Origin of the sequence: Cytophaga aurantiaca DSM 3654 (genome assembly GCF_000379725.1) — a bacterium.
GTDB lineage: Bacteria > Bacteroidota > Bacteroidia > Cytophagales > Cytophagaceae > Cytophaga > Cytophaga aurantiaca.
In genome coordinates this window covers 19857-43453 of the sequence record NZ_KB903654.1, presented here as the reverse complement: position 1 = coordinate 43453, position 23597 = coordinate 19857, and the positions used below count along the sequence as shown (strand labels likewise).

24 protein-coding genes are annotated in these 23597 nt (G+C 37.1%); 11 read left to right on the top strand and 13 right to left on the bottom strand.

Translation table 11 applies throughout. The annotated features are described in order from the left end of the window. Positions 1-5 precede the first annotated feature (5 nt). From A3EE_RS0113270 to A3EE_RS0113245, 6 genes are all read right to left on the bottom strand, one after another. Entirely contained in the window at positions 6-1004 is a 999-nt protein-coding gene (locus A3EE_RS0113270) for a 3-oxoacyl-ACP synthase III family protein (RefSeq protein ID WP_018343933.1), read from the bottom strand. Positions 1005-1361: 357 nt separating this feature from the next. Further along, entirely contained in the window at positions 1362-2318 is a 957-nt protein-coding gene (locus A3EE_RS0113265) for a transketolase family protein (protein WP_018343932.1), read from the bottom strand. Between the two features lie 27 nt (positions 2319-2345). Next, positions 2346-3188 carry a transketolase gene (locus A3EE_RS0113260; protein ID WP_018343931.1) on the bottom strand — a complete coding sequence of 281 codons (843 nt, stop codon included), beginning with the start codon at positions 3186-3188 and terminating at the stop codon, positions 2346-2348. 13 nt (positions 3189-3201) lie between these two features. After that, positions 3202-3651 carry a thioredoxin-dependent thiol peroxidase gene (bcp, locus tag A3EE_RS0113255; RefSeq protein ID WP_018343930.1) on the bottom strand — a complete coding sequence of 150 codons (450 nt, stop codon included), beginning with the start codon at positions 3649-3651 and terminating at the stop codon, positions 3202-3204. Beyond that, a complete protein-coding gene (locus A3EE_RS0113250; RefSeq protein WP_051081617.1) occupies positions 3648-5549 on the bottom strand; it encodes a M23 family metallopeptidase in 1902 nt (633 codons plus the stop codon). The genes bcp and A3EE_RS0113250 overlap by 4 nt, the downstream gene beginning before the upstream one ends. Further along, entirely contained in the window at positions 5536-6147 is a 612-nt protein-coding gene (locus A3EE_RS0113245) for a fumarylacetoacetate hydrolase family protein (protein WP_018343928.1), read from the bottom strand. The genes A3EE_RS0113250 and A3EE_RS0113245 overlap by 14 nt, the downstream gene beginning before the upstream one ends. A 61-nt stretch (positions 6148-6208) precedes the next feature. Between A3EE_RS0113245 and A3EE_RS0113240 the strand changes: the two genes are divergently transcribed. From A3EE_RS0113240 to A3EE_RS0113220, 5 genes are all read left to right on the top strand, one after another. After that, on the top strand, positions 6209-7027 hold the full coding sequence (locus A3EE_RS0113240) for a M48 family metallopeptidase (protein WP_018343927.1): 819 nt from the start codon (positions 6209-6211) through the stop codon (positions 7025-7027). A gap of 223 nt (positions 7028-7250) precedes the next feature. Further along, positions 7251-7772 carry a TlpA family protein disulfide reductase gene (locus A3EE_RS0113235; RefSeq protein WP_018343926.1) on the top strand — a complete coding sequence of 174 codons (522 nt, stop codon included), beginning with the start codon at positions 7251-7253 and terminating at the stop codon, positions 7770-7772. 92 nt (positions 7773-7864) lie between these two features. After that, positions 7865-10111 (top strand): penicillin-binding protein 1A, encoded by a 2247-nt coding sequence (locus tag A3EE_RS0113230; protein ID WP_018343925.1) that lies wholly within the window; start codon positions 7865-7867, stop codon positions 10109-10111. A gap of 12 nt (positions 10112-10123) precedes the next feature. Continuing rightward, positions 10124-11062 carry an SRPBCC family protein gene (locus tag A3EE_RS0113225; protein ID WP_018343924.1) on the top strand — a complete coding sequence of 313 codons (939 nt, stop codon included), beginning with the start codon at positions 10124-10126 and terminating at the stop codon, positions 11060-11062. Between the two features lie 27 nt (positions 11063-11089). Then, positions 11090-11470: a VOC family protein gene (locus tag A3EE_RS0113220; RefSeq protein ID WP_018343923.1), complete on the top strand. Its 381-nt coding sequence runs from the start codon at positions 11090-11092 to the stop codon at positions 11468-11470. Between the two features lie 63 nt (positions 11471-11533). On the opposite strand, the gene A3EE_RS0113215 is transcribed toward A3EE_RS0113220, so the two are convergent. Together A3EE_RS0113215 and A3EE_RS20675 are read right to left on the bottom strand one after the other, a co-directional pair. Continuing rightward, positions 11534-12214, bottom strand: coding sequence for a porin family protein (locus tag A3EE_RS0113215; protein ID WP_018343922.1), 681 nt, complete (start codon positions 12212-12214; stop codon positions 11534-11536). Between the two features lie 226 nt (positions 12215-12440). Then, the gene (locus A3EE_RS20675; RefSeq protein WP_018343921.1) at positions 12441-13115 is read right to left on the bottom strand and encodes a porin family protein; all 675 of its coding nucleotides are present in this window, start codon (positions 13113-13115) and stop codon (positions 12441-12443) included. 209 nt (positions 13116-13324) lie between these two features. On the opposite strand from A3EE_RS20675, the gene A3EE_RS0113205 reads away from it, so the two are divergent. Then, the gene (locus tag A3EE_RS0113205) at positions 13325-14467 is read left to right on the top strand and encodes a DEAD/DEAH box helicase (RefSeq protein WP_018343920.1); all 1143 of its coding nucleotides are present in this window, start codon (positions 13325-13327) and stop codon (positions 14465-14467) included. A 31-nt stretch (positions 14468-14498) separates the two neighbouring features. Here A3EE_RS0113205 and A3EE_RS0113200 read toward each other — a convergent pair whose 3' ends face one another. Further along, the gene (locus tag A3EE_RS0113200; protein ID WP_018343919.1) at positions 14499-15023 is read right to left on the bottom strand and encodes a response regulator; all 525 of its coding nucleotides are present in this window, start codon (positions 15021-15023) and stop codon (positions 14499-14501) included. A 521-nt stretch (positions 15024-15544) separates the two neighbouring features. Further along, entirely contained in the window at positions 15545-16528 is a 984-nt protein-coding gene (locus A3EE_RS0113195; protein WP_018343918.1) for a hypothetical protein, read from the bottom strand. A gap of 175 nt (positions 16529-16703) precedes the next feature. Between A3EE_RS0113195 and A3EE_RS0113190 the strand changes: the two genes are divergently transcribed. Together A3EE_RS0113190 and A3EE_RS0113185 are read left to right on the top strand one after the other, a co-directional pair. Beyond that, positions 16704-16892 (top strand): hypothetical protein, encoded by a 189-nt coding sequence (locus tag A3EE_RS0113190; RefSeq protein ID WP_018343917.1) that lies wholly within the window; start codon positions 16704-16706, stop codon positions 16890-16892. Between the two features lie 16 nt (positions 16893-16908). Beyond that, on the top strand, positions 16909-17688 hold the full coding sequence (locus A3EE_RS0113185) for an XRE family transcriptional regulator (protein WP_018343916.1): 780 nt from the start codon (positions 16909-16911) through the stop codon (positions 17686-17688). Positions 17689-17931: 243 nt separating this feature from the next. Here the strand turns inward: A3EE_RS0113185 and A3EE_RS0113180 are convergent, their stop codons facing one another. After that, positions 17932-18654: a hypothetical protein gene (locus tag A3EE_RS0113180; RefSeq protein WP_018343915.1), complete on the bottom strand. Its 723-nt coding sequence runs from the start codon at positions 18652-18654 to the stop codon at positions 17932-17934. Between the two features lie 173 nt (positions 18655-18827). Here A3EE_RS0113180 and A3EE_RS0113175 point away from each other — a divergent pair, with 173 nt between their 5' ends. Then, positions 18828-19349: a hypothetical protein gene (locus A3EE_RS0113175; protein ID WP_018343914.1), complete on the top strand. Its 522-nt coding sequence runs from the start codon at positions 18828-18830 to the stop codon at positions 19347-19349. Positions 19350-19427: 78 nt separating this feature from the next. Here A3EE_RS0113175 and A3EE_RS0113170 read toward each other — a convergent pair whose 3' ends face one another. After that, the gene (locus A3EE_RS0113170; RefSeq protein ID WP_018343913.1) at positions 19428-20162 is read right to left on the bottom strand and encodes a glycosyltransferase family 25 protein; all 735 of its coding nucleotides are present in this window, start codon (positions 20160-20162) and stop codon (positions 19428-19430) included. A gap of 153 nt (positions 20163-20315) precedes the next feature. Here A3EE_RS0113170 and A3EE_RS0113165 point away from each other — a divergent pair, with 153 nt between their 5' ends. Then, positions 20316-21128, top strand: a complete 813-nt coding sequence (locus A3EE_RS0113165) for a hypothetical protein (RefSeq protein WP_018343912.1) — start codon at positions 20316-20318, stop codon at positions 21126-21128. 41 nt (positions 21129-21169) lie between these two features. On the opposite strand, the gene A3EE_RS0113160 is transcribed toward A3EE_RS0113165, so the two are convergent. After that, positions 21170-22258, bottom strand: a complete 1089-nt coding sequence (locus A3EE_RS0113160; protein WP_018343911.1) for an AMP-binding protein — start codon at positions 22256-22258, stop codon at positions 21170-21172. Between the two features lie 155 nt (positions 22259-22413). Between A3EE_RS0113160 and nhaA the strand changes: the two genes are divergently transcribed. After that, positions 22414-23577: a Na+/H+ antiporter NhaA gene (gene nhaA, locus A3EE_RS0113155; protein ID WP_018343910.1), complete on the top strand. Its 1164-nt coding sequence runs from the start codon at positions 22414-22416 to the stop codon at positions 23575-23577. Positions 23578-23597 lie beyond the last annotated feature (20 nt).

Below are 23597 nucleotides of genomic sequence, written 5' to 3'. Positions count from 1 at the left end.
ATTTATTAATACCTCACCAACGCACTCGCCCAAACAAAGCCACTTCCAAAGGCAGCCATGCAAAGGATATCACCGGATTTTAATCTGCCTTCCTGCACTGCTTCACTTAAGGCAATCGGTATAGAAGCTGCCGTTGTATTGCCGTACTTCTGAATATTATTGAAGACCTGATGATCTTCCAACTTCAATTGCTTTTGCACATATTCTGCAATACGTAAGTTTGCCTGATGCGGAATCAATAAACTGATATCTGTCGTCTGTAAATTATTTGCTTCCAATGCTTCCATAATTACTGCTGGGAATTTCTGCACGGCCTGTTTGAAAACTGCTTGTCCATTCATTACCGGAAGCAGCGCTCCATTCTCGATCATTTCAGGGGTTACACGTGTTTTGCTTCTGCTGCCCGGGTGTTCCAGCATCAGTTCTTCTGCATAGGTACCATCGGCATGTAAATGCGTAGAAAGGATGCCTTTGTTTTCGGTGGTTGCTCTTAGTACAACCGCGCCCGCACCATCCCCAAAAATAACGGCCACATTGCGACCACGATCAGACAACTCCAGAATGTTGGATTGAATTTCACTTCCTACAACCAATACTGTTTTATACATTCCTGTTTTGATGAATTGGTCGGCAACAGAGAGCGCGTAGATAAAACCCGCGCACTGCTGACGGATATCCAAGGCTGGAATGTTTGGTACTCCCAATTCGCGTTGCAATAACACACCTGCACCCGGGAATGCATAATCCGGACTCAAGGTAGCAAATACGATCAGGTCAATTTCTTTCGCTTCAACCTTTGCATTTGCCAAAGCCATCTGTGCCGCTTTTGCACCCATGTTTGAAACGGTGTCAACACCTTCTTTAAAGTAGCGACGCTCTTTAATTCCTGTACGCTCCTGGATCCATGCATCGGAGGTTTCCATGAAAGCTGTAAGATCGTTGTTGGTTACAATCTGTTCGGGTACATAATGTCCCGTTCCTATTAGTTGTGAATGGAGTTGCATCGTTAATATATATAAGCTGCTGTTTCTGGCGCCAGTCTTTAGCGTAAGCGGGACTGGTGTCTTCTGTTTTTGCAGTCTTTGACTGCATTTGTTTAATAATGGTGTAGTCAAAGACTACCAAATGGTGAGCACCAGTCACCGCTTCGCTAAAGACTGGCGCTAGATGCAGTGTTTTCAGTCGACACTAAATATGCCGTGGTTCGGTATGTTTGCGCAGCTGTGACTAATTCTGTGACTAATTCTGTAAGTAAAATGTATTTGCGCAAACTACCAACCACTTCTTTCCAAGGCGTCGATATGTTCATAAAAAAACCGATGCACGAATGCATCGGTTTTAAATTTATTCTATATCAGAAATTATTTCTTTTTCTTGATCACGCGTTGAACTGCTTCAACAATATGGCGGTCTTTCAAACCATACTTCTCCATCAATTGATCCGGAGTTCCACTTTCACCGAATGTATCCTGCACGGCAACAAACTCAATAGGAGTAGGAAGGTTGCTTGCTAATACGCGCGCAACGCTTTCGCCCAAACCACCTAAGATGTTGTGTTCTTCAGCAGTAACTACACAACCTGTTTTACCAACAGATTTCAAAATTGCTTCTTCATCCAATGGTTTAATTGTATGGATATTGATGATCTCTGCATCAATGCCAAGTTCTGCTAATTTTTCACCGGCAAGAATTGCTTCCCAAACCATATGGCCTGTAGCGATGATTGTAACGTCTTTGCCTTCGTTTACCATCCATGCTTTACCGATCTCAAATTTTTGATCGGGAGCAGTAAATACAGGCAATGCAGGACGACCGAAACGTAAGTATACAGGTCCTTTGTGATCTGCAATTGCAATCGTAGCAGCTTTTGTTTGATTGTAATCACATGGGTTGATTACAGTCATGCCCGGAAGCATTTTCATCAAACCGATATCTTCAAGGATCTGGTGTGTTGCACCATCTTCACCCAAAGTTAAACCTGCGTGTGAAGCACAGATTTTTACGTTCTTATCAGAATACGCAACCGACTGTCTGATCTGGTCATAAACACGACCTGTAGAGAAGTTTGCAAACGTAGCAGTGAATGGAATTTTACCACCAATCGTCATACCAGCAGCTATGCTGATCATGTTTGCTTCAGCAATACCGATCTGGAAGAAACGTTCCGGATTTTGATTTTCGAAGTCGTTTAATTTTAATGAAGGAGTCAAATCGGCACATAGTGCAACTACGTTTGGATTTGTTTTTCCTAATTCTGTCATCCCGTCACCAAATCCGGAACGGGTATCTTTCTTTTCTGTAAATGGATATTTTTTCATTGTTGTAAAGTCTTCTGTTGATATGGATTAATAATCACCTGATGTTTCTAATAACTGCGTAAGAGCAGATGCTAATTCAGCATCGTTTGGTGCAGTACCATGCCACTTGTGTGAACCCATCATATAATCTACACCGGCACCCATTTCAGACTTCATTAAAATCATTGTTGGTACGCCAGTACCTTTGTTCGCCTGTGCTTTAAGAATCGTTTTCTCTAATTCTGCAAAATCATGACCATCGCATGAAAGTACATTCCATCCAAATGCTTTGTACTTAGCTCCAAGATCGCCTAGTGACATAACTTTGTCGCATGGACCGTCGATCTGCTGCCCGTTGTAATCCACGAAACCAATCAGGTTATCTAATTTTGTATGTGGTGCATACATTGCTGCTTCCCATACTTGTCCTTCCTGTTGTTCGCCATCGCCCATCAATACATATACGAAGCGATCGTCTTTATTTAATTTTTTAGCCTGTGCTGTTCCACAACCTACAGATAGGCCTTGTCCCAATGAACCCGATGCCATACGCACGCCTGGTAAATGAGAGTGCGGAGTAGGGTGACCTTGTAAACGGGAGTTGATCTTACGGTGTGTAGCCAATTCAGCAACCGGGAAATAACCAGAACGTGCTAACACGCTATACAACACAGCGGAGATGTGTCCGTTTGAAAGATAAAAAATATCTTCACCGATGCCATCCATCTTGAAGTTTTTATCGTGCTTCATCAATTTGAAATATAAAAGTACCAATAGATCGGTACAGCCTAATGCACCGCCCGGGTGACCGCCTTTGGCACCGTGTACCATACGTACAATATCTCTTCTTACTTGAGATGCAACTTTTTTCAGTTCTGTGTATTCTGACATGATTATTGATTTTCTATTTTAAAATTTGTGCTGTATGTTCGTCTGTTTTTACTTTTGAAATGACTTCTTCAATTTTCCCTTTTTCATCGATTATGAATGTTGTGCGAAGCGTACCCATATATGTTTTGCCATACATGGATTTTTCACCCCAAACACCATATTGTTCGTGAATGCTTTTGTCTTCGTCTGCAATCAGAGGAAAAGGAAGTTCAAATTTTTCGATGAATTTTTTATGAGACTTAGCACTGTCGCTGCTTACGCCAATAACTACATAACCTGCTTTTAACAATGCTTTGTAATTATCCCTTAAGTCGCACGCCTGTTTGGTGCAGCCAGGTGTATTGTCTTTCGGATAAAAGTATAAGACTACTTTTTTACCAGCAAAATCTTTTAAGCTGATGGTATTTCCGTCTTGGTCTATTCCTTTAAATACAGGGGCTTTATCGCCAGCCGTTAATGTCATAATGTTTTTTTATAAGTAGAAGTATTGCCGGCATTGTCTGTTATTTCCAGTACAAATTCTCCTTTTAATACTTCCGTCGGATCTTTAAACTCCGACCAGATCAGTCCGGTCTTATGTTCGTAGTACATCATTACCCATTCGCCATTCAATGTAGCATAGATACTATCGATACCCGATCCGCGGTCAAAAATACTAAAATTTATGCGTTTTGTTGTGTTTGATTTGTAGGTAATTACAGGTGGGATAGAATCTTTTAATACAGTGAATTTTCCAAGGTATTTTAAGTTATGCACAAGGTTATCCTCCTGCCAAACGCCACCTTCATATTTTTTTGATACAGAGTTATTTATGCTGTAGAAGTAGCAGCGTTCGTTTTTGTTGGCTGCTATTTCAGGGCAAAATGTAACTCCAATAGGTCCATAAACGGGTTCCGTCGGATTGTTGATCTCAAACGTTTCCTGTCCGTTTATAATCAGGTGTTTCTTAACCCGCAGATAAAGTGTATCAAATAAAGTAGAATCGGAGAACTGTATGGTTAAGTTATCCACAACCACCTTTTTCTTACCTGGTGAAACCATTTCCACAAAATCGTAGATCGCAGTATAGGTTCCTGCTTTGGAAGAATCAGGTAAACCTGTTCTCAGATCGTATACATACACGGGTGATTGATTGATGTAGTAAGCAGGAGAGATCTTAGCGATTTTATTTTTGAAATATAGAATTGCTGGTTCTGTGTTGTTTGCAGAGCCGGTAATTTTTAAGGTGTTTTCATAAATATGAAAATCAGGAACCGGTGTTGCAGGCTTGGTAATTTTAGGAGCCTGCTCTTGTTTGCCTTTAACAGTAAATGACAACGAAGAAGCATTTCCATTCGAATCGTATATGCGGAGATCAATTTTATGGGATGCTGTATCTTTGATCAAAATTTTTCCTTGTAAGGGATTCATTAAATAGAAATTCAGATTATTTCCATCAGCAACATAACATTTTTGAAAATATTGTCTTTTTAGAATATACGTTTCGTAATCAATGTGTACGTTGATGTATCTGCTTTCATTGAATGCATAGGTTTCTAAGTTGTGATAAAAAACTTCTTTGCCATCTACTTTCAATTCAATACAGTTAATGCCATACACATTATGTGTTTCGTTCATTTTATCATGAACTTTAATTTCAATGCCCAACAATCCTTTTGCATTGATCGGTTGTGTGATGGTGTATTTTCCAGTACTTACCAACTGTGCTGTATACTCTGCACGCCCTAATTCACCATTGATACGTGAGTCGATATCCATTGTGCGTATAGCAACTTTGTCGAACGTAGGTTTGATGTTGTCAACGATTTCTGTGAAGCCGAATAGGGCAGGGTTCAATACATTTTCTCTGCTGTCACGAATTTCGAAATGCAAATGGGGGCCGCCACTGCCGCCTGTATTTCCTGACTTTGCAATGATATCCCCTTTTTTAACAGGAAGTGTACCTGCGGGAATTACAATATCGATATCGGTTTCTTTTCGTGCATACAATTGTTCCAGTTCGTATGCATGTATTGTTGCATTGAATTTATCAAGATGCGCATACACCGTAACCAGTCCATTGGGATGTGTAATATAAAGTGTATTACCATAACCATTTGTAGAAACACGCAAACGAGACACATAGCCATCTGCACAGGCATAGACAGGTAGGCCGATTTGCCCATCTGTTTTAATATCCATACCGCCGTGAAAATGGTTGGGACGCAATTCGCCCATGTTTGCCGCCAGGTAATTCCGTTGTCCGGGTTTGATCGGAAACATAAAATATCCTTTTGGGTATGCACTCTGACTCTGCGCAAGCAATGGGGCAGAGAGGCATGTACTTAATAAAATAATTAATATGTATTTAGCGAATTTCACAGGTAAGCATTTTTTTATTTTCCAGAAATCCTTCTAATGTATCACCGATAGCAATAGAACCGACACCTTTTGGTGTTCCGGTATAAATCAGATCTCCCTTTTTTAATGTGATAAATTGAGAGATGTATGCAATAATATAATCAATCGTAAAGACCATGTCCGCTGTAGTTCCTGTTTGGCGTATTTCCCCATTGATCGTTAATGAAAATGAAATGTTTTGAACATCCGGATAATCTGATTTCGGAACAAATTCAGAAACAGGAGCAGAGCCGTTGAAACCTTTTGCCAATGTCCATGGCAAGCCTTCATCCTTTGCCTGCTGCTGCAGATCGCGCGCCGTGAAGTCAATACCCAAACCTATTTCGTCGTAATATTTATGAGCGAATTTTTCCTGAATGTTTTTTCCTTCTTTCGAAATTTTAACAACCAATTCAATTTCGTGATGAATATCTTTTGTGAATGTTGGAAAATAAAATGCTTCATTATTTTTCAACAGTGCTGTGTCGGGCTTTAGAAAAATAATTGGAGCTGATGTTATAGCATTATTTAATTCTTTTACATGCTCGATGTAATTTCTTCCTATGCCGATTATTTTCATAAATTATTTTTATATATTCATTCAATACAAAAATCTTATATTTGAGTTTAAATAACATACTATGTGGATAAGTAAGAAAATATTTTTTATTTCAACAGCTTTGGTAGTAACAGTTGGAATATATACAGCATGTAAAAGTGTTGCTGTAACCGGTCGTAAGCAATTGAGCCTGGTTCCGGAATCGCAAATGATTGCGATGAGCACTGAACAATATGCACAGGTTATTAAACAAGGTCCGTTGAGTACAAACCAAACACAGGTTGCTATGATCAAACGTGTTGGAAATACCATCAAAACTGCTGTTGAGAAATACATGGCCGATCAGGGTCGCAGCAAAGAATTGGAAGGCTACAATTGGGAATTCAATCTGATACAAAACGATACCACGGTAAATGCATGGTGTATGCCGGGTGGCAAAGTAGCTTTTTATTCGGCGATTTTGCCGGTGTGTGTGGATGAAACAGGTATAGCAGTTGTTATGGGACATGAGATTGCACATGCCATTGCTCACCACGGTAACGAGCGTATGAGCCAGCAGATCGTTGCTCAGGTCGGGGCTGAGGCAGTAGATGTTGCTTTGTCAACAAAATCTGCAGCAACAAGACAAATGTTTGATTTGGCATATGGTGCAGGTGCACAGTATGGTGTGATGTTGCCATTCAGCAGAAAACACGAATCGGAAGCAGATAAGATGGGACTTGTATTTATGGCAATGGCGGGATATGATCCGCATAAAGCAATCGATTTCTGGAAACGTATGAGTCAGGTTTCGGGCGGACAAGCTCCACCGGAGTTTATGTCCACACACCCTTCAGATGCAAGACGTGTAGCAGATCTGGAAGCTTTTTTGCCGGAAGCATTAAAGTACTATCATCAATAATACAAATACCTTTTGCCGTGGTTGTGTCTTTTCGACCAACCACTAGCTAAGTACTATCACAAATAATTGAGTCTGTGATTCATAATATGGCCCTGACTTTCTATAAAAGTCAGGGCTATTGTTTTATTGTATAAGCAATTATCAGGATATTTCTGTAATTTACCTGAGTGTTTAGATTGTGGCATTATTTTAGCAATCAGGCAACATAAATAGCATTAACGTTATGAAAAAGAACCGTGGCATATTTTTACAGACAATGGCAGTTGTGCTTGTAGTTGTTTGTGCTTCATTTGTATCGGATGTAGCAGAAAGACCTGTAGCTCCCAATTTTACCCTCGAAAATACTGAAGGTGTTAAAGTAAGTTTAAGTGATTATAAAGGCAAAGTTGTTTACATAGATTTTTGGGCAACGTGGTGTGGACCTTGTATGCAGGAAATGCCGCATTCAAAACAACTCCGAGAGAAATTTGTTGGTAACGACAGTATTGTTTTTATGTATGTATCTGTTGATAATGACGATAATATCGATGGGTGGAAATCTGTAGTGAAAAGAAAAGACATTGTAGGGGTAAATTTAATTGCACGTAATGGAGGTGAAGAAGAGCGTGTAGGCGAACGTTACGGTTTGCAATACATACCCAAATTTGTATTGATCGATAAAAAAGGAAGAGTAGCAACGTATAAAGCTCCGGCACCTTCAGAACCGAAGGCTGAACAATTGATCAAACAGTTATTAGCAGAATAAAAAATGTGTATCTTGTGCTTCCTTCGGGAAGCATTTTTTTTGTAAAAATGTTTCTCAAAAAGCTATAAAAACATTCATTGCTTAGTTGATTTATGAAAGATTACAACAAACTATTAAGTTGGCTGTTAAAAGGTTCAGCGGCCGTTTTTTTAGGAATTATTTTTTTATTGGTATTGGTCTACTTAAACCCGTTTAACTTATTTGGCGCTATTCCCAGTATTGATGTACTGGAGAATCCGGAAAGCGATCAGGCTTCTGTGGTGTATTCCAGTGACGGTAAAATATTGGGTAAGTTTTATAATGAAATAAACCGCAACGATGTTGAATACAAAGAACTTCCGCCGGTATTGATCAATGCATTGATTGCAACTGAAGATTCGCGTTTCTATGAACACTCCGGTGTAGATATTAAAGGTGTTATTGCAATCGTACCATCTTTGTTGATGGGAAAGAAAAGAGGTTCAAGTACCTTGACACAGCAGCTTGCTAAAAATTTATTCAGTCTTAGGAGTGCAGATGAATACACAGGTGTATTGGACAATGCAGTGGTTCATAAAATTAAAGAATGGTTTATTGCGATTCAATTAGAGAAGTCGTATTCCAAACAGGAAATTTTATTGATGTATCTCAATACGGTTGAATTTGGAAATAGATCATTCGGTATTCGTTCTGCTGCGAAAAAATATTTTGGCAAATCAGTTTCAGAATTAAATCTGCAGCAAGCAAGTTTATTGATCGGTATGTTAAAAGGTCCGTCGTTGTATAACCCGCGCAAGCGACCTGAACTCACCTTAAATAGAAGAAATACGGTATTGGATCAAATGGTCAAATACGAATATTTATCGCTTGCAGAAGCAACGATTGCAAAAACAAAACCCTTAGGAGTGAAGTTTCAGGATGATGGAGAAACATCCGGTTTGGCACCGCATTTTAGAAATTATTTAAAGAAGATCATGTTCAATTGGTGCAAAGAACACAACATGCACCTGCTTGAAGATGGTTTGAAAATATATACAACCATCGACAGTCGTATGCAAACTGCTGCGGAAGAAGGCATGCGTAAGCACATGGCATTTTTACAAAAGGAATTTAATAAGAGCTGGTCTAAGACAGATCCATGGACTGCTACTGAACCGGATCTGTTAACACGTCTTGCAAAATCAAGTATACATTTTAAAGAATTTAAAGAAGAAAACAACGGCAACGAAGCATTGGCAATGCTGGATATGAAAAAGAAAGTTTCAATGCAGGTATTTACCTGGCATGGAGCGGTCGACACAATGATGTCTCCTTTAGATTCTATCCGTCACTCGTTAAAATTATTGCGCACAGGTTTATTTTCAATGGATCCCAAAAGTGGATACGTACGTGCCTGGGTAGGTAATATCGATTATGCTTATTTTCCTTTTGATCATGTGCTGCAAGGCAAGCGTCAGGCGGGTTCTACGTTCAAACCTATTTTGTATGCCTATGCAATGGAAGAGAAAGGATTGACTCCGGATTCTAAATTTCCGGATGCACCAATCAGTATTCCCATTCCCGGCGGTTCACCGTGGACTCCAAACAATAGTAATGGGAAGTTCTCGAATGAAGAACTGACATTGAGACAAGCACTGGCACGTTCTGTAAACTCGATCAGTGCACAGCTTATGAATTTGGTAGGACCGGATTCTCTTGTTGCATTTGCAAAACGCATGGGAATAAAAAGTGAGCTTGAACCAACACCTGCATTATGTCTGGGTACAGGTGATGTTACCCTGTTTGAGATGGTGAATGCCTACAGTGTTTTCGTAAACGAAGGCATCTGGACGCAGCCCCAATTTTTACTTCGCATAGAAGATAAACATGGAAATGTATTGGAAGAATTTAATACGAATAGCCGTCAGGTGATCAACGAAGAAACAGCTTATAATATGATCGAACTATTAAAAGGATCGGTTGAAGAAGCAGGTGGTACATCCGTAGATTTAAGAAGTAAATTTAACTTACAAGGAGAACTTGGAGGTAAGACCGGTACAACACAGAATTCAGCAGATGGTTGGTTTATGGGTATTACACCAAATCTTGTAACCGGCGTGTGGGTTGGGGGTGAAAAACGTGTGATCCGTTTCAATACTATGACGTATGGACAAGGTGCGCGTATGGCTTTGCCTGTATGGGCGTATTATATGCAAGGTGTGCAGAAGGATGGATCGATTGGTTATCCGGCTTACTTGTTTATGAAACCGGATGGGAAGACAACGGATGCTACACCTGTAGGAGATCATTTATTGGATGAAGAACTGCTGCCGGACGAATTGCCTCATAATGAAGATCCGGAAGTGGAAGACGGTTTTTAATTAATATTTTTTATGAGCAGTGAAAAAAGGAAGTGGATATCAATTGTAATAACAGTTCTTATAGCTGGTATACTTACAGCTCTTGGTATTTATGGAATTGGTCAATATGGCCTGGCACTTTTTATTCTAACGCCTGTATTCATTGGTGCTGGCTCAACAATTTTATATGGATACAAAACCTCATTTGTAAAAAATAAAAGAATTGCTGCAAAAGTTGGATTTACTGCTTTAGGAATATTCACAGCAGTTTTAGTTGTTTGTGCAATTGAAGGAATTATCTGTATTGCAATGGCTGCTCCCTTTGGATTATTGTTTACATGGATTGGAACATTGATTGGTTATTATGTAATCAACCAAAACAACGTAAATTCCTTTTCTGTATTTTTACTTCTACTGATTTGCATACCCTTGGTTTCATTTGCAGAGAAAGATATTTCTCCTGCATATCATACCGTAACAACAAGCGTAGAAATTAATGCACCCATTGAAAAAGTATGGACGAATGTTGTTGAATTTCCTCAATTAAAAGAGCCTGCGGAGTTTCTTTTCAAAGTGGGGATTGCGTATCCAATCAATGCAAGAATTGAAGGAGAAGGAGTTGGAGCGATCAGGCATTGTACATTTAATACCGGAAGTTTTGTAGAGCCGATTACCAAATGGAATGCTCCAAATCTATTGCAATTTGATGTGGTCGAGCAGCCTGTACCAATGAAAGAACTCAGCTTCTGGGATGTAGATGCACCTCATTTACACGATTACTTTGTTTCTAAAAGAGGTCAATTCAAATTGATTTCAGTATCAAAAAATAAAACATTATTGGAAGGTACAACCGTTTATTACCATAACATCAGACCGGTATTTTACTGGCAATTATGGAGCAACACCATCGTTCATAAGATTCATGAAAGAGTATTGAATCATATAAAATCAAATTCTGAAAAGAATAGTTGAGTTGTTATTTTAAATCAACTTAATTCTATGAATTTAAATCAAATTACATTTCCTGTTTTAGATGTTGAACGTTCTATTGTTTTTTATAAAACGTTGGGTTTTAAATTAATTGTAGAGGCTTTACCCGAGTATGCACGGTTTGAATGCGACGAAGGTAGTTCAACATTTTCATTGCATAAAGTAGATGTATTATCTACAGGTGAAGGTATATGGATTTATTTTGAATCAGCAGATCTGGACAAGCGTGTTGCTGAATTACAAACGAAGAATATCACATTTGAAGAGTTACCAAACGATAAGCCCTGGTTATGGCGTGAAGCCAGATTGAAGGATCCGGATGGGAATCAACTTATCTTATACAAAGCAGGAGAGAATAGATTAAATCCGCCCTGGAGAATTAAAGATTGATAATAAAAAGACCTCTGAAAAATCTTGCTTCAGAGGTCTTTTTATTATGTATAGTAATGAAGTTTATTTTCCGCCAAACAAATAAGCTACACCGAATGTGATGTTTCTGTTGTATAGTTTTCCATTCTCACCTCTTGTATCTTCATAGGCAGAATCTTTGTAATGAGGTTCTAAGTTTGTTAATCCTAAACCATAATTAGCAGTAAATACGAAAGAAGTGTATTGAAAACCAAGACCAAAATTCAAACCGAAATCCATAGAATTCAAGTATAAATCACTGCTAGTACCAGGATCTTTTTTCATTTTAATTGAGCCATCAGTATTACCGAATGGAGACTCTACTTTGTACTTTCCACCTAAACCCAATGCAGCATAAGGTCCTGCAAATGCTTGTATTTTAAACTTGTCATTAATCGGATATTGTCCGATAAAGTTTAATGGCAATGACAAATAATTTGTAGTTATTGTAGCAGTGGCATCACTACTGTTGCTTTTAAATTTAGAACCAACATTGTTGAATAACAATTCAGGTCTGATCGCAAAATAATCATTGATTTGTGCATTTAACATTCCGCCAATCTGAAATCCCACTTTGTTGGAAGGATTATCAAAACCAAGATCTCCATCAGAATAAATGTGTGCAAGATTTAAACCGACCTTAGGTCCCACAGAAATTTGAGCCATTGAGTTTTTTGCAGAAAGTGATGTAGCTACTATAAGTGCTAATAAAATAATTTTTTTCATAAAGAAAAATTTTAACGATTTAATAAAAGTCAATAAAGCTACATGTAATTTATCAATTCGCCAGTAGGAGTGGCTCAAATATATGGTGAAAAAATATATCCATTTAATTAGATTTTATGGATATGTACATAAAAAAACAGCACCAAATATAAATTTGATGCTGTTTAATTCAATTTAGTATGCTTGTCAAGCTATAGCTGTTTTAATGAGCTACAGCAAGGTGATATTATTTACCACCAAATAAATAAGCTACACCGAATGTGATGTTTCTATTGTACATTTTACCGTTATCACCTCTTTGATCTTCAGATGCAGAATCTTTGTAGTGTGCTTCAAGGTTAGTTAATCCTAAACCATAGTTAGCAGTAAATACAAAAGAAGTGTATTGGAAACCAAGACCAAAATTCAAACCGAAATCCATAGAATTCAAGTATAAATCACTGCTAGTACCTGGATCTTTCTTCATTTTAATTGAACCATCAGCATTACCGAATGGAGACTCTACTTTGTACTTTCCACCTAAACCAAATGCAGCATATGGACCTGCAAAAGCCTGGATTTTGAAGTCGTCACTTACCGGATAAGAACCTACAAAGTTAAGTGGGATAGATAAATAGTTTGTGTTCAATGTATATGTAACACCACTACCTTCAAATTTTGAACCTACATTGTTAAATAACAACTCTGGTCTGATTGCAAAATAATCATTGATTTGAGCATTTAACATACCCCCAATTTGGTAACCAACTTTGTTTTTAGGATCAGGTAAACCAACCGCATCATCAGCAGCAATGTGTGAAAGGTTTAAACCAATTTTAGGACCAACAGAAACCTGAGCCATTGCGTTTCCTGTAACAAGCATTGCACCTAATACAAATGCGGATAGAATAATTTTTTTCATAAATAAAAAACAGTTAAAATGTTTTAAAATGGGTTAAAATGTTATTTAATTCAAACAGATATTAAATACGGCATAAATGTATAAAAAGTTACATCTAGAATCAAAAAAAAATATAATTATTGATAATAAGATTACACTACCTTCTTATTAAAGAAATTGTTATGTGTATCTTTATAAGATCAAATAAACAAATATCACTACAAATAGGTATGTCTTTCTCGTCTCTTGGATTATCTCCGGCAATTTTAAAAGCATTGGAAAAACAATTTTATAATACACCATACCCAATTCAAGAGCAGGCTATACCATTCATTTTAAAAGGGAAAGATATTTTAGGTATCGCACAAACAGGCTCAGGTAAAACGGCTAGTTTTGTTTTGCCTATTTTACAATTGCTTCAAACAAAACCCTTAGGTAAAAACAGACATATTAGTGCTCTTGTATTGGTGCCTACAAGAGAGCTGGCCTTGCAAGTCGGAGAAGTTTTTAAAGCATTTAGCGATGCATTGCCTAATCGTATAAAAACATTGGTGGTATTTGGTGGTGTATCTATTAACCCGCAAATGATACATATGCAGGGTGTTGAGGTGTTAATTGCAACACCTGGCCGTTTATTGGATTTAGTGGATTCAAAAGCTGTTTATTTAAGTGATGTTGAAATACTGGTGTTGGATGAAGCCGATAAAATGCTGAATCTGGGTTTTAAAGAAGAAATGGCAGCAGTGTTTAAACTACTCCCTAAGAAACGGCAGAATTTACTGTTTTCTGCCACACTTGGAAAAGATGTAGATACGATCACTGAATTTTTATTGCATGATCCTGTAAAGATTGAAATTGTAGCTGAGGAACAAAACATAGATTTGATACAACAAGTAGCTTATGCAGTAGAAGACGAACGTAAAGGTCCTTTATTACGCTACCTCATCAAAGAACAAAAGATGAATCAGGTTTTAGTCTTTACTTCTTCGGTACACCGTGCAGATGCAGTTGTTGAAAAGCTAAAGGCTAATAATATACTGGCTGCAGCATTGCATAGTAAGAAGAGTCAGGGTGCACGTTCGGATGCATTATACCATTTCAAATCCGGTAAGATTCATGTATTGGTGGCCACCGATCTGATGTCCCGAGGGATTGATATACCTTTTTTGCCCTTTGTAATCAATTATGAATTGCCACGTTCACCTAAAGATTACATTCATCGGATTGGTCGTACGGGCAGAGCAGAATCATCCGGAATAGCAATCAGTTTGATCAGTGAAGAGGAAAAGCATCACTTTGGGGTGATTCAAAAGAAAATGAAAAAAAAGGTTGAATTATTGAGTACGGATGAAATTGAGTTAAAAGGATATTAATTTAATTATCATATCCTTTTAACTCTAAGTGTTAATCAAACATGCTTCCGCCGATATATGAATCATTTATAAATCCTGTAAAATACATAGCAATTGCCATGCATATTAAAGCTGCAATGAAAAATAATAAAAGCTTTATCACATCTTTTTGCTGTGCTATCTTTTCTTTCAATTGGTGTTTGTGCAGGATCTGTATAATTAAATATTCAGCCTTTAAATGTGCATGATTGTCTTTTATATAATAATCGTAAGCTCCATTGTGCATAGAGTCTTCTATCACTTCAATACTTTCTTTGCCAGTAAATAATACCACTTCAGCGCTAGGGGCAATTTTTTTTAAATCCTTTAAAACTTCAGAAGATTGTTTTCCGGAAGGTTGCAATTCATAATCTAAAAAGATGAGCGCAGGTTCTAATTGCATATACTCTATACACTCTTCAGGGGTAGAGAATAAAAGAAAGGTATAATGACTGTGTTTAGCTAAATGGTTTTTGATTTGATTACCATGTTCTAAATCCTTGTCGATTATAAAAATGGTATATTTCTTTTCCTTCATAATTCAATTGGTTTCTTTGAAACTTTAATTGAATTCGAGTTAGGCAAACACGTGTTTTTTTAAAATGATGTATGTCAACACAGAATATGACTTATGTGGCTTTTCTTAAAAATACCTATTTGGTCAAGTTTGATAGGATTTAAAACAGTGTTTGTTTTTAATGAATAATCTATATATTAATAAATATTTTTATTTTTTAATATACTTATTATTAGTATTTTGAATTAAAAATTGTATGTTTTTTTACTTTTATTTGATTTAAAGTAATGTAATTTTTTAATTGAAAGTAAACCTTTTTTTGTGCGGATCGTTAATAGTTATAGAAGCCGCAGATAAGTAATAAAAAACACCTGATTTACATGTTTGCGACGGATAAAAGATTTTTAAGATCTTTTAAGATATTTTGATTTTATATTTTTAAAATATTTTATTTATTTTTTTTAACTCACAAAAAAGGCAAGTATTCCATTTGAATTGTTTCAGATGAAATGCTTGCCCTTTTTATTTTCTTGTTATCTGAACTATTGTTGCGATAACTTTATTGCTGCTGCGGAAATAGTAGTTCCGTTAATTCTTTTTAATTTTTTTAATTCTGAAGGAGTGCCTTCAACTGTTTCTATCTGATCGTCCCGATTGAAGGGGCCATTATCGTAATCTAAAAACTTTATTGTAATGATATCATTTGCTGCTGTATAAAAATTACTGCTGGAATTGGTACCATTTATAGTCAATGAATTTTTTTCAGCGGGAGAGAAGTAGATCAGTTCTTCTCCGCACCATATCTGCCAATAGGGATCAGGTAGTCCGCTGCCTATCAACGTAAAATCATAGGAGGATGCTTTTTTCTTTTCTGTTTTAATTTTCACATCCGTAATGGATATCGTATTTACTTTTAGTTGCGGAGTGTTAACGGCTGTTGAATACGTTTGTGAATAGATGGGATTGCTGCCCATACGTTCGATGTGTTTTGTTTCAACTCTATTTGTATCAACTGCAAATTTTATCGGATATACCAAGAGAGAAAAAGTTAAAGGCTGTTTTCCTGCAGCTAATTCTAATTTTCGATACGGGATATCAATTTGTATACCGCGGGACGAAGGATGTGAAAATACAATGTTCTTATCCGGATATACTACCTTTCCGGAAAGTTCGGGCAAATAGGTAGTCAAATATGAAAATGATTTTCCAGAATTTCCTTTACAAACAACATCTACGAGCAATGCATCAAAACCGTCTGCATGTATTTGATCCAGTATGTGTTTGTTGACCGTCATTATAAAATAGGTACGGATTCCCTGTTCTTTTTTATTTACTCCGGTATCTGCTGCAAAATTGGTTATGCTAAGACCTTCCAGTTTTTCTGTACTGCTGGCATGTACAATTAAATTCCCGTCTTTATAAACAGATTTGATTGTGGTGTTTTCTTCTTTCTGTTCCAATTGTTTATCAGAAGAACACGAAAAAAAATAAAACAGGAAGGGGAGCGAAAGAAGATATTTACTCATTTTTTTAGTATAAATCACCTACCAATATACTAAGTGAATATGGATTCACCTTCGATTAACGGATTTTTTATTCATATATCTTTATAAAGACTTGAAAAACAGATTTTAAAAATATTTACTAAAAAATTTGGCAAATATAAAAATGTGTATTAATTTTACTAAAAATATTAACAGTATGACAACAAAACTAGTATATTTGATTCGCCGTTGCAGTTCTACTCAATCAAGTGTTCGGGTAGGCATATCTTGTCAATCAAATGATAACAGCTACTTCCGTTCAGTAGAAATGGATACAACAGGCATGAAAATGAGTGATGTGTTAGCAGCATTGAACAATCAGTTTACACTGAAGACCGTCGCATAACTTAAAAAGATCTACTATGAGTTTAGTTAGTGAGAACATTAAATTTTTCAGAAAGCAATTAGGTTTTACGCAGGAGCAGCTTGCACAGCGCATAGGTATTAAGCGTTCGCTACTTGGTGCGTACGAAGAGGGCAGAGCGGAACCGGGACTTGAAACATTAACAGTCATGGCACGCTTGTTTGATACAACGGTAGATCTGTTGATTTCTGAAACATTAAGTGATCCGACTAAACGAAAAGAAGCCCTTAGTAAAGATATTGAAGGTAAAAAGCTTCGTGTCCTGGCTATCACAGTAGATAAAGACGATAAAGAGAATATTCAGTTGGTACCTGAAAAGGCTGCAGCCGGTTATTTGAATGGCTATGCAGACCCTGAATATGTGGCAGAGCTACCTAAGTTTTATTTGCCGATCTTCAGTGGTAGCGGTACATACCGTGCCTTTGAGATCAAAGGTGATTCCATGTTGCCTTTAGCAAGCGGAAGCTTAATCGTTGGCCAATATCTAGAAAACTGGAATTCATTAAAAGATCAGCAAACATATATATTGGTTACGGTGAATGAAGGTATTGTTTATAAACGTATTCAAAACAATATTAAGAAAACGGAAACCATAAAATTAATATCAGATAATCCTGCCTATGAGCCATACGATGTGCATGTAGAGGATGTCTTAGAGATATGGGAATCGAAGGCCTATATCAGTACAGACTTTCCGAAGCCGGATATGTCTGTAGAAAAATTATCTGCAATAGTAAGCGGCTTGCAAAAGCAGATGAACAAGTTATCGAACGATTAGTTTCTAGACGAGAAAAGTATTGAGTACAGAGTACTTAGTATAAAGACGACTTAGATTTTATAGTCGGTTCTTATCCGAAAAATTGGTTATTCAAAAAAAATAATCTCTTTCTGGTTTTGTTTAGCATAGAAGTACTTTGTACTCCGTACTCTATACTAAGACTTTTTTTAATCCATTTTTTCAACTCGACTAAAGTGCTTACCGAGGTCAGATGCATTCTCTCATCTGACACTCGATGCACGATTAATCAAATATTTCTTCTAAGACCTTTAGTAATGTTTCTTTTTGTTCTTTGCTTAAAGAAGCAGATGCATTTTTAATGTCGTACCATGAACCATCGCTTGGATCCGTGTATATTCCTGCTTGATTAGGTACTTTGTTTGTATGCTCGCCTTCCAGAAATTCCTGTAAGTAATACAGTTTTAATAACTGCTGAATGGTCGTCCATTCAACAGAACTATTCTTTTCACCTATATTTAAGTTTGCTGTTTTATTTGCAAATGAAATCTGCAATTTTTGAATGGAAGCTTTATCGGTATCCTTTTTACAAAAACGTATTGTTAATGGCTGTTCCCATGCAGCAGTTTCATATATGGCTTGTGTAATTTCCTGAATAAAATAATCCCATTGGATTTCGTTGCCATATGTTTCAATTGATTTGCCATCTACATGCAGAATACATTCGTTGGCTGAACTTGCTTTATTACCTTTGGGAAGAGCTATAATCTGTTTTATGCTGTCTAGCCAGTTCAGGTCTAGTTTTCCCGTCCAGCTTTCATTGTCATCGCCTGTAAAGCCTTCTTCCTCTAATTCTTCAACGCTGAAATCTTCCCGGTCGGTATAGGTTAGTAAATAATCGACTTGTAAAAAAGTTTCTGTTGCATTGATTTTTAGGGTTTTAGTATAGCAGAAAGGTGCTGGAACATCTAAATAATGATATTCTATCGTAATGTTTTTAAAATTCATGGCAACTTATTATTTTTATAATCGGGAATTATCAAAAATTCTAACCAACTTAATATTTAAACAAAGTTACATTTTCAAAACGACTATTTAAATTTTTATATTTGAAATCAAATGAGACACGATGTAAGAAGCGTTTGTCTAATTGAGGAAAGATATAGCAGAATCAAACAACAATGAATATCCTAACTGAAAAATTAGTAGAATTAGCTGAAGACGAAGCAGGTATTAAGCTTCAGGAAAAAGAGATTGAACTCGTAGTAGAAGATTCAGATTTAGTTATTAAAATTTGGGGAGAAGAGTTAATTGCTACAGAATACATCGATGAAAATGATTTCGAAGATGGAGATTTTGCAGATGAATTGATCGGAGCAATTAAAGATGAGTATTACGATTTTAGAGAACGTTTGATCGAAATGAAATTAGACTCTCTGAATCTTGCACATACAGATTTGCTGAAAGACAAAGTGATCGATATTTTATCAAAGTCAAAAGTTGATTCCAGTTTGTTGGCTATTTTAGATTTCGAATTTATTGATGTAAGCTCGAAAGACAAAGACTTGGGCTTACCAAATGTAGCGCTTCGAATCACAGATTTTGAAAAGGTTGAATGCGACTATCCGATTGATGTTGCAAAAAATCCGATTGTTCTGGACGAGAAAAAGATTGCAGATGAATTTTTGAAAAAATACAGATAATTCATATTTCAAATAGATTAAATAAAAAAACTTCCCGTCTCGACCCAGATAACTATCGGGGTCGAGACGGGAAGTTTTTTATTTAATGAAATGAAGAAAATATGTTTTATACATGCGTTGTACAAACCATTTTATTCTGCGTTTCCTGCTGCGCTCTTTGGTTGAAATGGTTGAAGATAATAAACCGTTATGTGAGCCTTGCTCTGTAATGGCTGGATATGCCCAATACATTTTTACAACATTGTTTTTAATTAGTGTGTTGTGCCACCAATCAATTACTTCATTGCATTTGTGTGTCTGCAGATCCGCTAACATTTGATGTGCCGCTTTATTGTCTATTAAGTAAGCACCTGCACATCGGCCTTGTGTAGCAGGATATAAAAGCTGCTTTTTGTTAACGAGTTTGTATGGAGGAAATCGCAGAGAGGTATTTTCAAGAGAGATAATAAAACCAGGCTCTAAGCTATTTGCTTCTTCAACAATTCTAGAGATGTCTTTTTTAAAATCACCAATAAAAAACGGATCGTTTTCGAATATCAGTGCATAGCGGTTAGTGTTTTTTACCACCGCTTCATAACACAAGATGTGATTTAAGGTGCAGGACAAAACTCCGTTTGACAGTTTATCTTTTATGGTAGGCGTAAAGTACTTGTTCAATAATTCTTCTTTAAACAAACTGGGGTCGCCGTCTGTCATAAATACATGCTCTAAGCCATGTGCTTTAAACAGTGCGTTTACATGGTTCTCGTGTATTTCATAGCCGCTTTTGGCATGCACAACATATATTCCTTCAATACCAATGGGCTTTAACATAGAGTAAAAATAGTAAAAAATAAAGTTTTATTCTTCAATTCATCGAAACATTCTGAAGCAATTCTGAGCAAATTAAATGATTGTTATTTCGTATAAAATGAGTTAAAAACCTGTATTTTTGGGGTATTGCTTTATTCAGGATTAATCATATTTATGAAACAAATTACGTTAATTGGATTGTTGTTTGCCATGCTTTGTCAATACTCGTATGCGCAGGATTCTACCGCTACAAAAAAGAAAAAAATGCATGGGACATTTTATGTAACATGGGGATATCACAGAGACGCTTATACACGCAGCGATGTACATTTTCAGGATAATAAAACCGATGATTATGATTTTGTGATGCACAATGCGAAAGCGCATGACAGTCCGGATATGGATAATTTTTTCAATAAACCTCTTACCGTTCCTCAATATGTATTTTATGGCGGATACTTCTTCAACAACAAAGGAGACTGGGGTATAGAAGGGGGCTGGGATCACTTAAAGTATATTGTTACCGAAGGACAAACGGTGAATATGACCGGAGAGATCAGAGGCATACAGTATAATCAGGATACAACGGTGACTGCGCCATTCTTTCATTATGAACATACAAATGGAAATAATTATCTAACCGTTAGTCTTGTTAAAAGACAGGTATTGTATAAATCGTTGAATACGCATCATAAGGTGAGTGCGTTGTTTAAAGCAGGTGGTGGTGTATTGGTTCCAAAAACAGAATCTTATGTACTTGGAAACCATAGAGACGGACCGTTTAGAGTTGCTGGTTATGTGTTTACGTTAGGAACAGCTGTTCGCTATGATATTTACCGCTACTTCTTTTTAGAAGCTGCGGTGAAAGGTGCCTACGCACGCTATACACACGATAAAATTTATGGAGAAGGTGTAGCTAATCAGAATTTTTTTTCTGCTCAGCTTATCTTAGCAGCTGGTATTAATATTCCGTTGAGCAAAGATTAATTGAACTGGAATTAAAAATAAAGGGATAGATTTTTATAAATCTATCCCTTTATTTTTTGCAGTGATTTTTTTCTGTCGATTTTTCCTGAAGGGGTATACTCGAATACAATGGTATGAATATCTTTAGGAACGTGGTATCTGGGCAGTACTTCGCTTAATTTTTTGAATAGATAATCGTGTTGCGCTGAATCGATGGCAATGCGATCTACAGCTAAAATTAATCGGTCACCTAATGCATTGTCTGCAACTCCGCCCACAAAGAAGGCAGCATGAATATCTAATTCTGAAAACAACACATCGATTATTTTTTCAATCGGCTCAACCTGAATTTTAACACCTCCGGAATTTACAGTGAAATCCATTCTTCCCTGAAATATAAAATGTCTATCGTCTAACAGCTCTACACAATCATTGGTTTGGATCCATTCATTGTTACTCACTGCAGCTTTGATCTTAAGGCATGAACGCTCATCAATGCCTGCTTCAATATGTTCCAGCAAAGTATATGATTCCGCTGTTACAGGATGAATGCTGCGCAGGGCAATATGCGAAACGGTTTCGGTCATGCCATACGATTGCCATACAGCACAGCTTAGCGAATGCTGTATTTGTTTGAACAGTGCATCGGTGATTGTGCTTCCGCCGATCAGCAAATGTTTTAGTTTATTGAGTACAGCTATTTTTTCCGGCTGGTGTGTTAATACCTCAAACAACTGTAGTGCAGCAATCGGCATAAACGCATAGTCAATCGTAGTATCTAAATCATCTAACTGTTTACTCGGCGGAATCACATACAGATCCAAGCCGCCGATCATACTGCGATACAGCATCATTTGTCCGCCGATGACATGAATGCTCAATGGACAACATACGGCGTCGCCCGGCTGCAGATTAAAAAAATGTAAGGTAGCTGTGGCGCTTGCTTCGATCTGACTGCGCTGAATGTGTATGATTTTAGGTGTTCCTGTCGAACCGGATGTTTTTAATTCAAACTCTTGTTTGCCTTCCAGCCACAGCTTGCAATAGGTAAGGGTTTCAGCCGTATAGCTATTTGCATGTATGCCATTCCATAAAAGAATTTCTTCCGTTGTAAAACGTTCATTCAAAATATGTAAGCGGAATGCTGGCATGCGTATAAATCTTATAAATTAATCGGTTGAATAGCAGCGTATTTATGATATTTTATCTGAAATATCGCATCTTTTATGAGATACCTGTACAGAACTTTCTATTTTTGTTTGGCCCTTAGATATTTCTATTCCTTCAAACGAATAATTACGAACTGATGAAAGTTACTCAAATGTATAAGAACTTCCTTGAAAATGAAAAGGCAGGAGGTATTGTATTGATTCTTGCTACGATTGTTTCCTTAGTGCTTGCTAATTCTTCGCTGGGACATACATACATCGGTTTTTGGGAAATTTCTATCGGATCACATACTATAGAACATTATGTGAATGATGGTTTAATGACCATCTTCTTTTTGTTAATTGGTTTAGAACTGGAGCGCGAAGTGTATGCGGGTGAACTTTCAAACTTTAAAAAAGCGCTGCTTCCAATTGTTGCAGCCTTGGGTGGTATGCTTGTGCCCGCAGGCATTCATATGTTCTTTAACGTGGGTACTCCATTTCAATCGGGATCAGGAATTCCAATGGCTACCGATATTGCTTTTGCTGTTGGGATATTATCTTTATTGGGAAACAGAGTACCGCTTTCATTGAAAGTATTTCTTACAGCACTGGCAGTGATTGATGATCTTGGTGCAATCTTTACCATTGCAATCTTCTATTCTAAAGGAATTGATCTCATGAATCTTGGTATTGCCGGAGCTATTTTAGGAATTCTCTTTATACTGAATCGACGCAATGTAAATGTACTATGGCCCTATCTATTGGGTGGTGTGGGTATGTGGTATTTCATGCTGCACTCGGGTGTGCATGCAACCATTACAGGAGTTATTCTGGCTTTTGTAATTCCATTTGGAAAAGGAGATCCGGACTCTATTTCTATAAAACTAGAACACTTTTTAAGTAAACCGGTAGCGTTTATTATTCTTCCCGTTTTTGCATTGGCCAATACCTGCATCCTTATTGATAACAACTGGACTGAAGCGTTGTTGAGTTCAAACAGTATCGGTATTTTCTTAGGATTGGTTGTGGGTAAACCCCTTGGTATTACATTGTTCTGTGCCATTGCTGTATGGACAGGTATTTGTTCCATACCTAAAGACTTGAAATGGATGCAGATACTAGCAGTTGCCTGTTTGGGAGGCATCGGTTTTACGATGTCGATCTTCATTACCCTGCTTGCCTTTGACGACCATGCTATTATTTCCGGTTCTAAAATTACGATCATGCTTTCATCGCTTACAGCAGCCATGATAGGTTTGATCTGGTTAAAACTGACGCTTAAAGAGCCGATTTCAAAGGAGGCGCAGGAAGAACTTTAAGTAGAATCCGGTTCTACTTT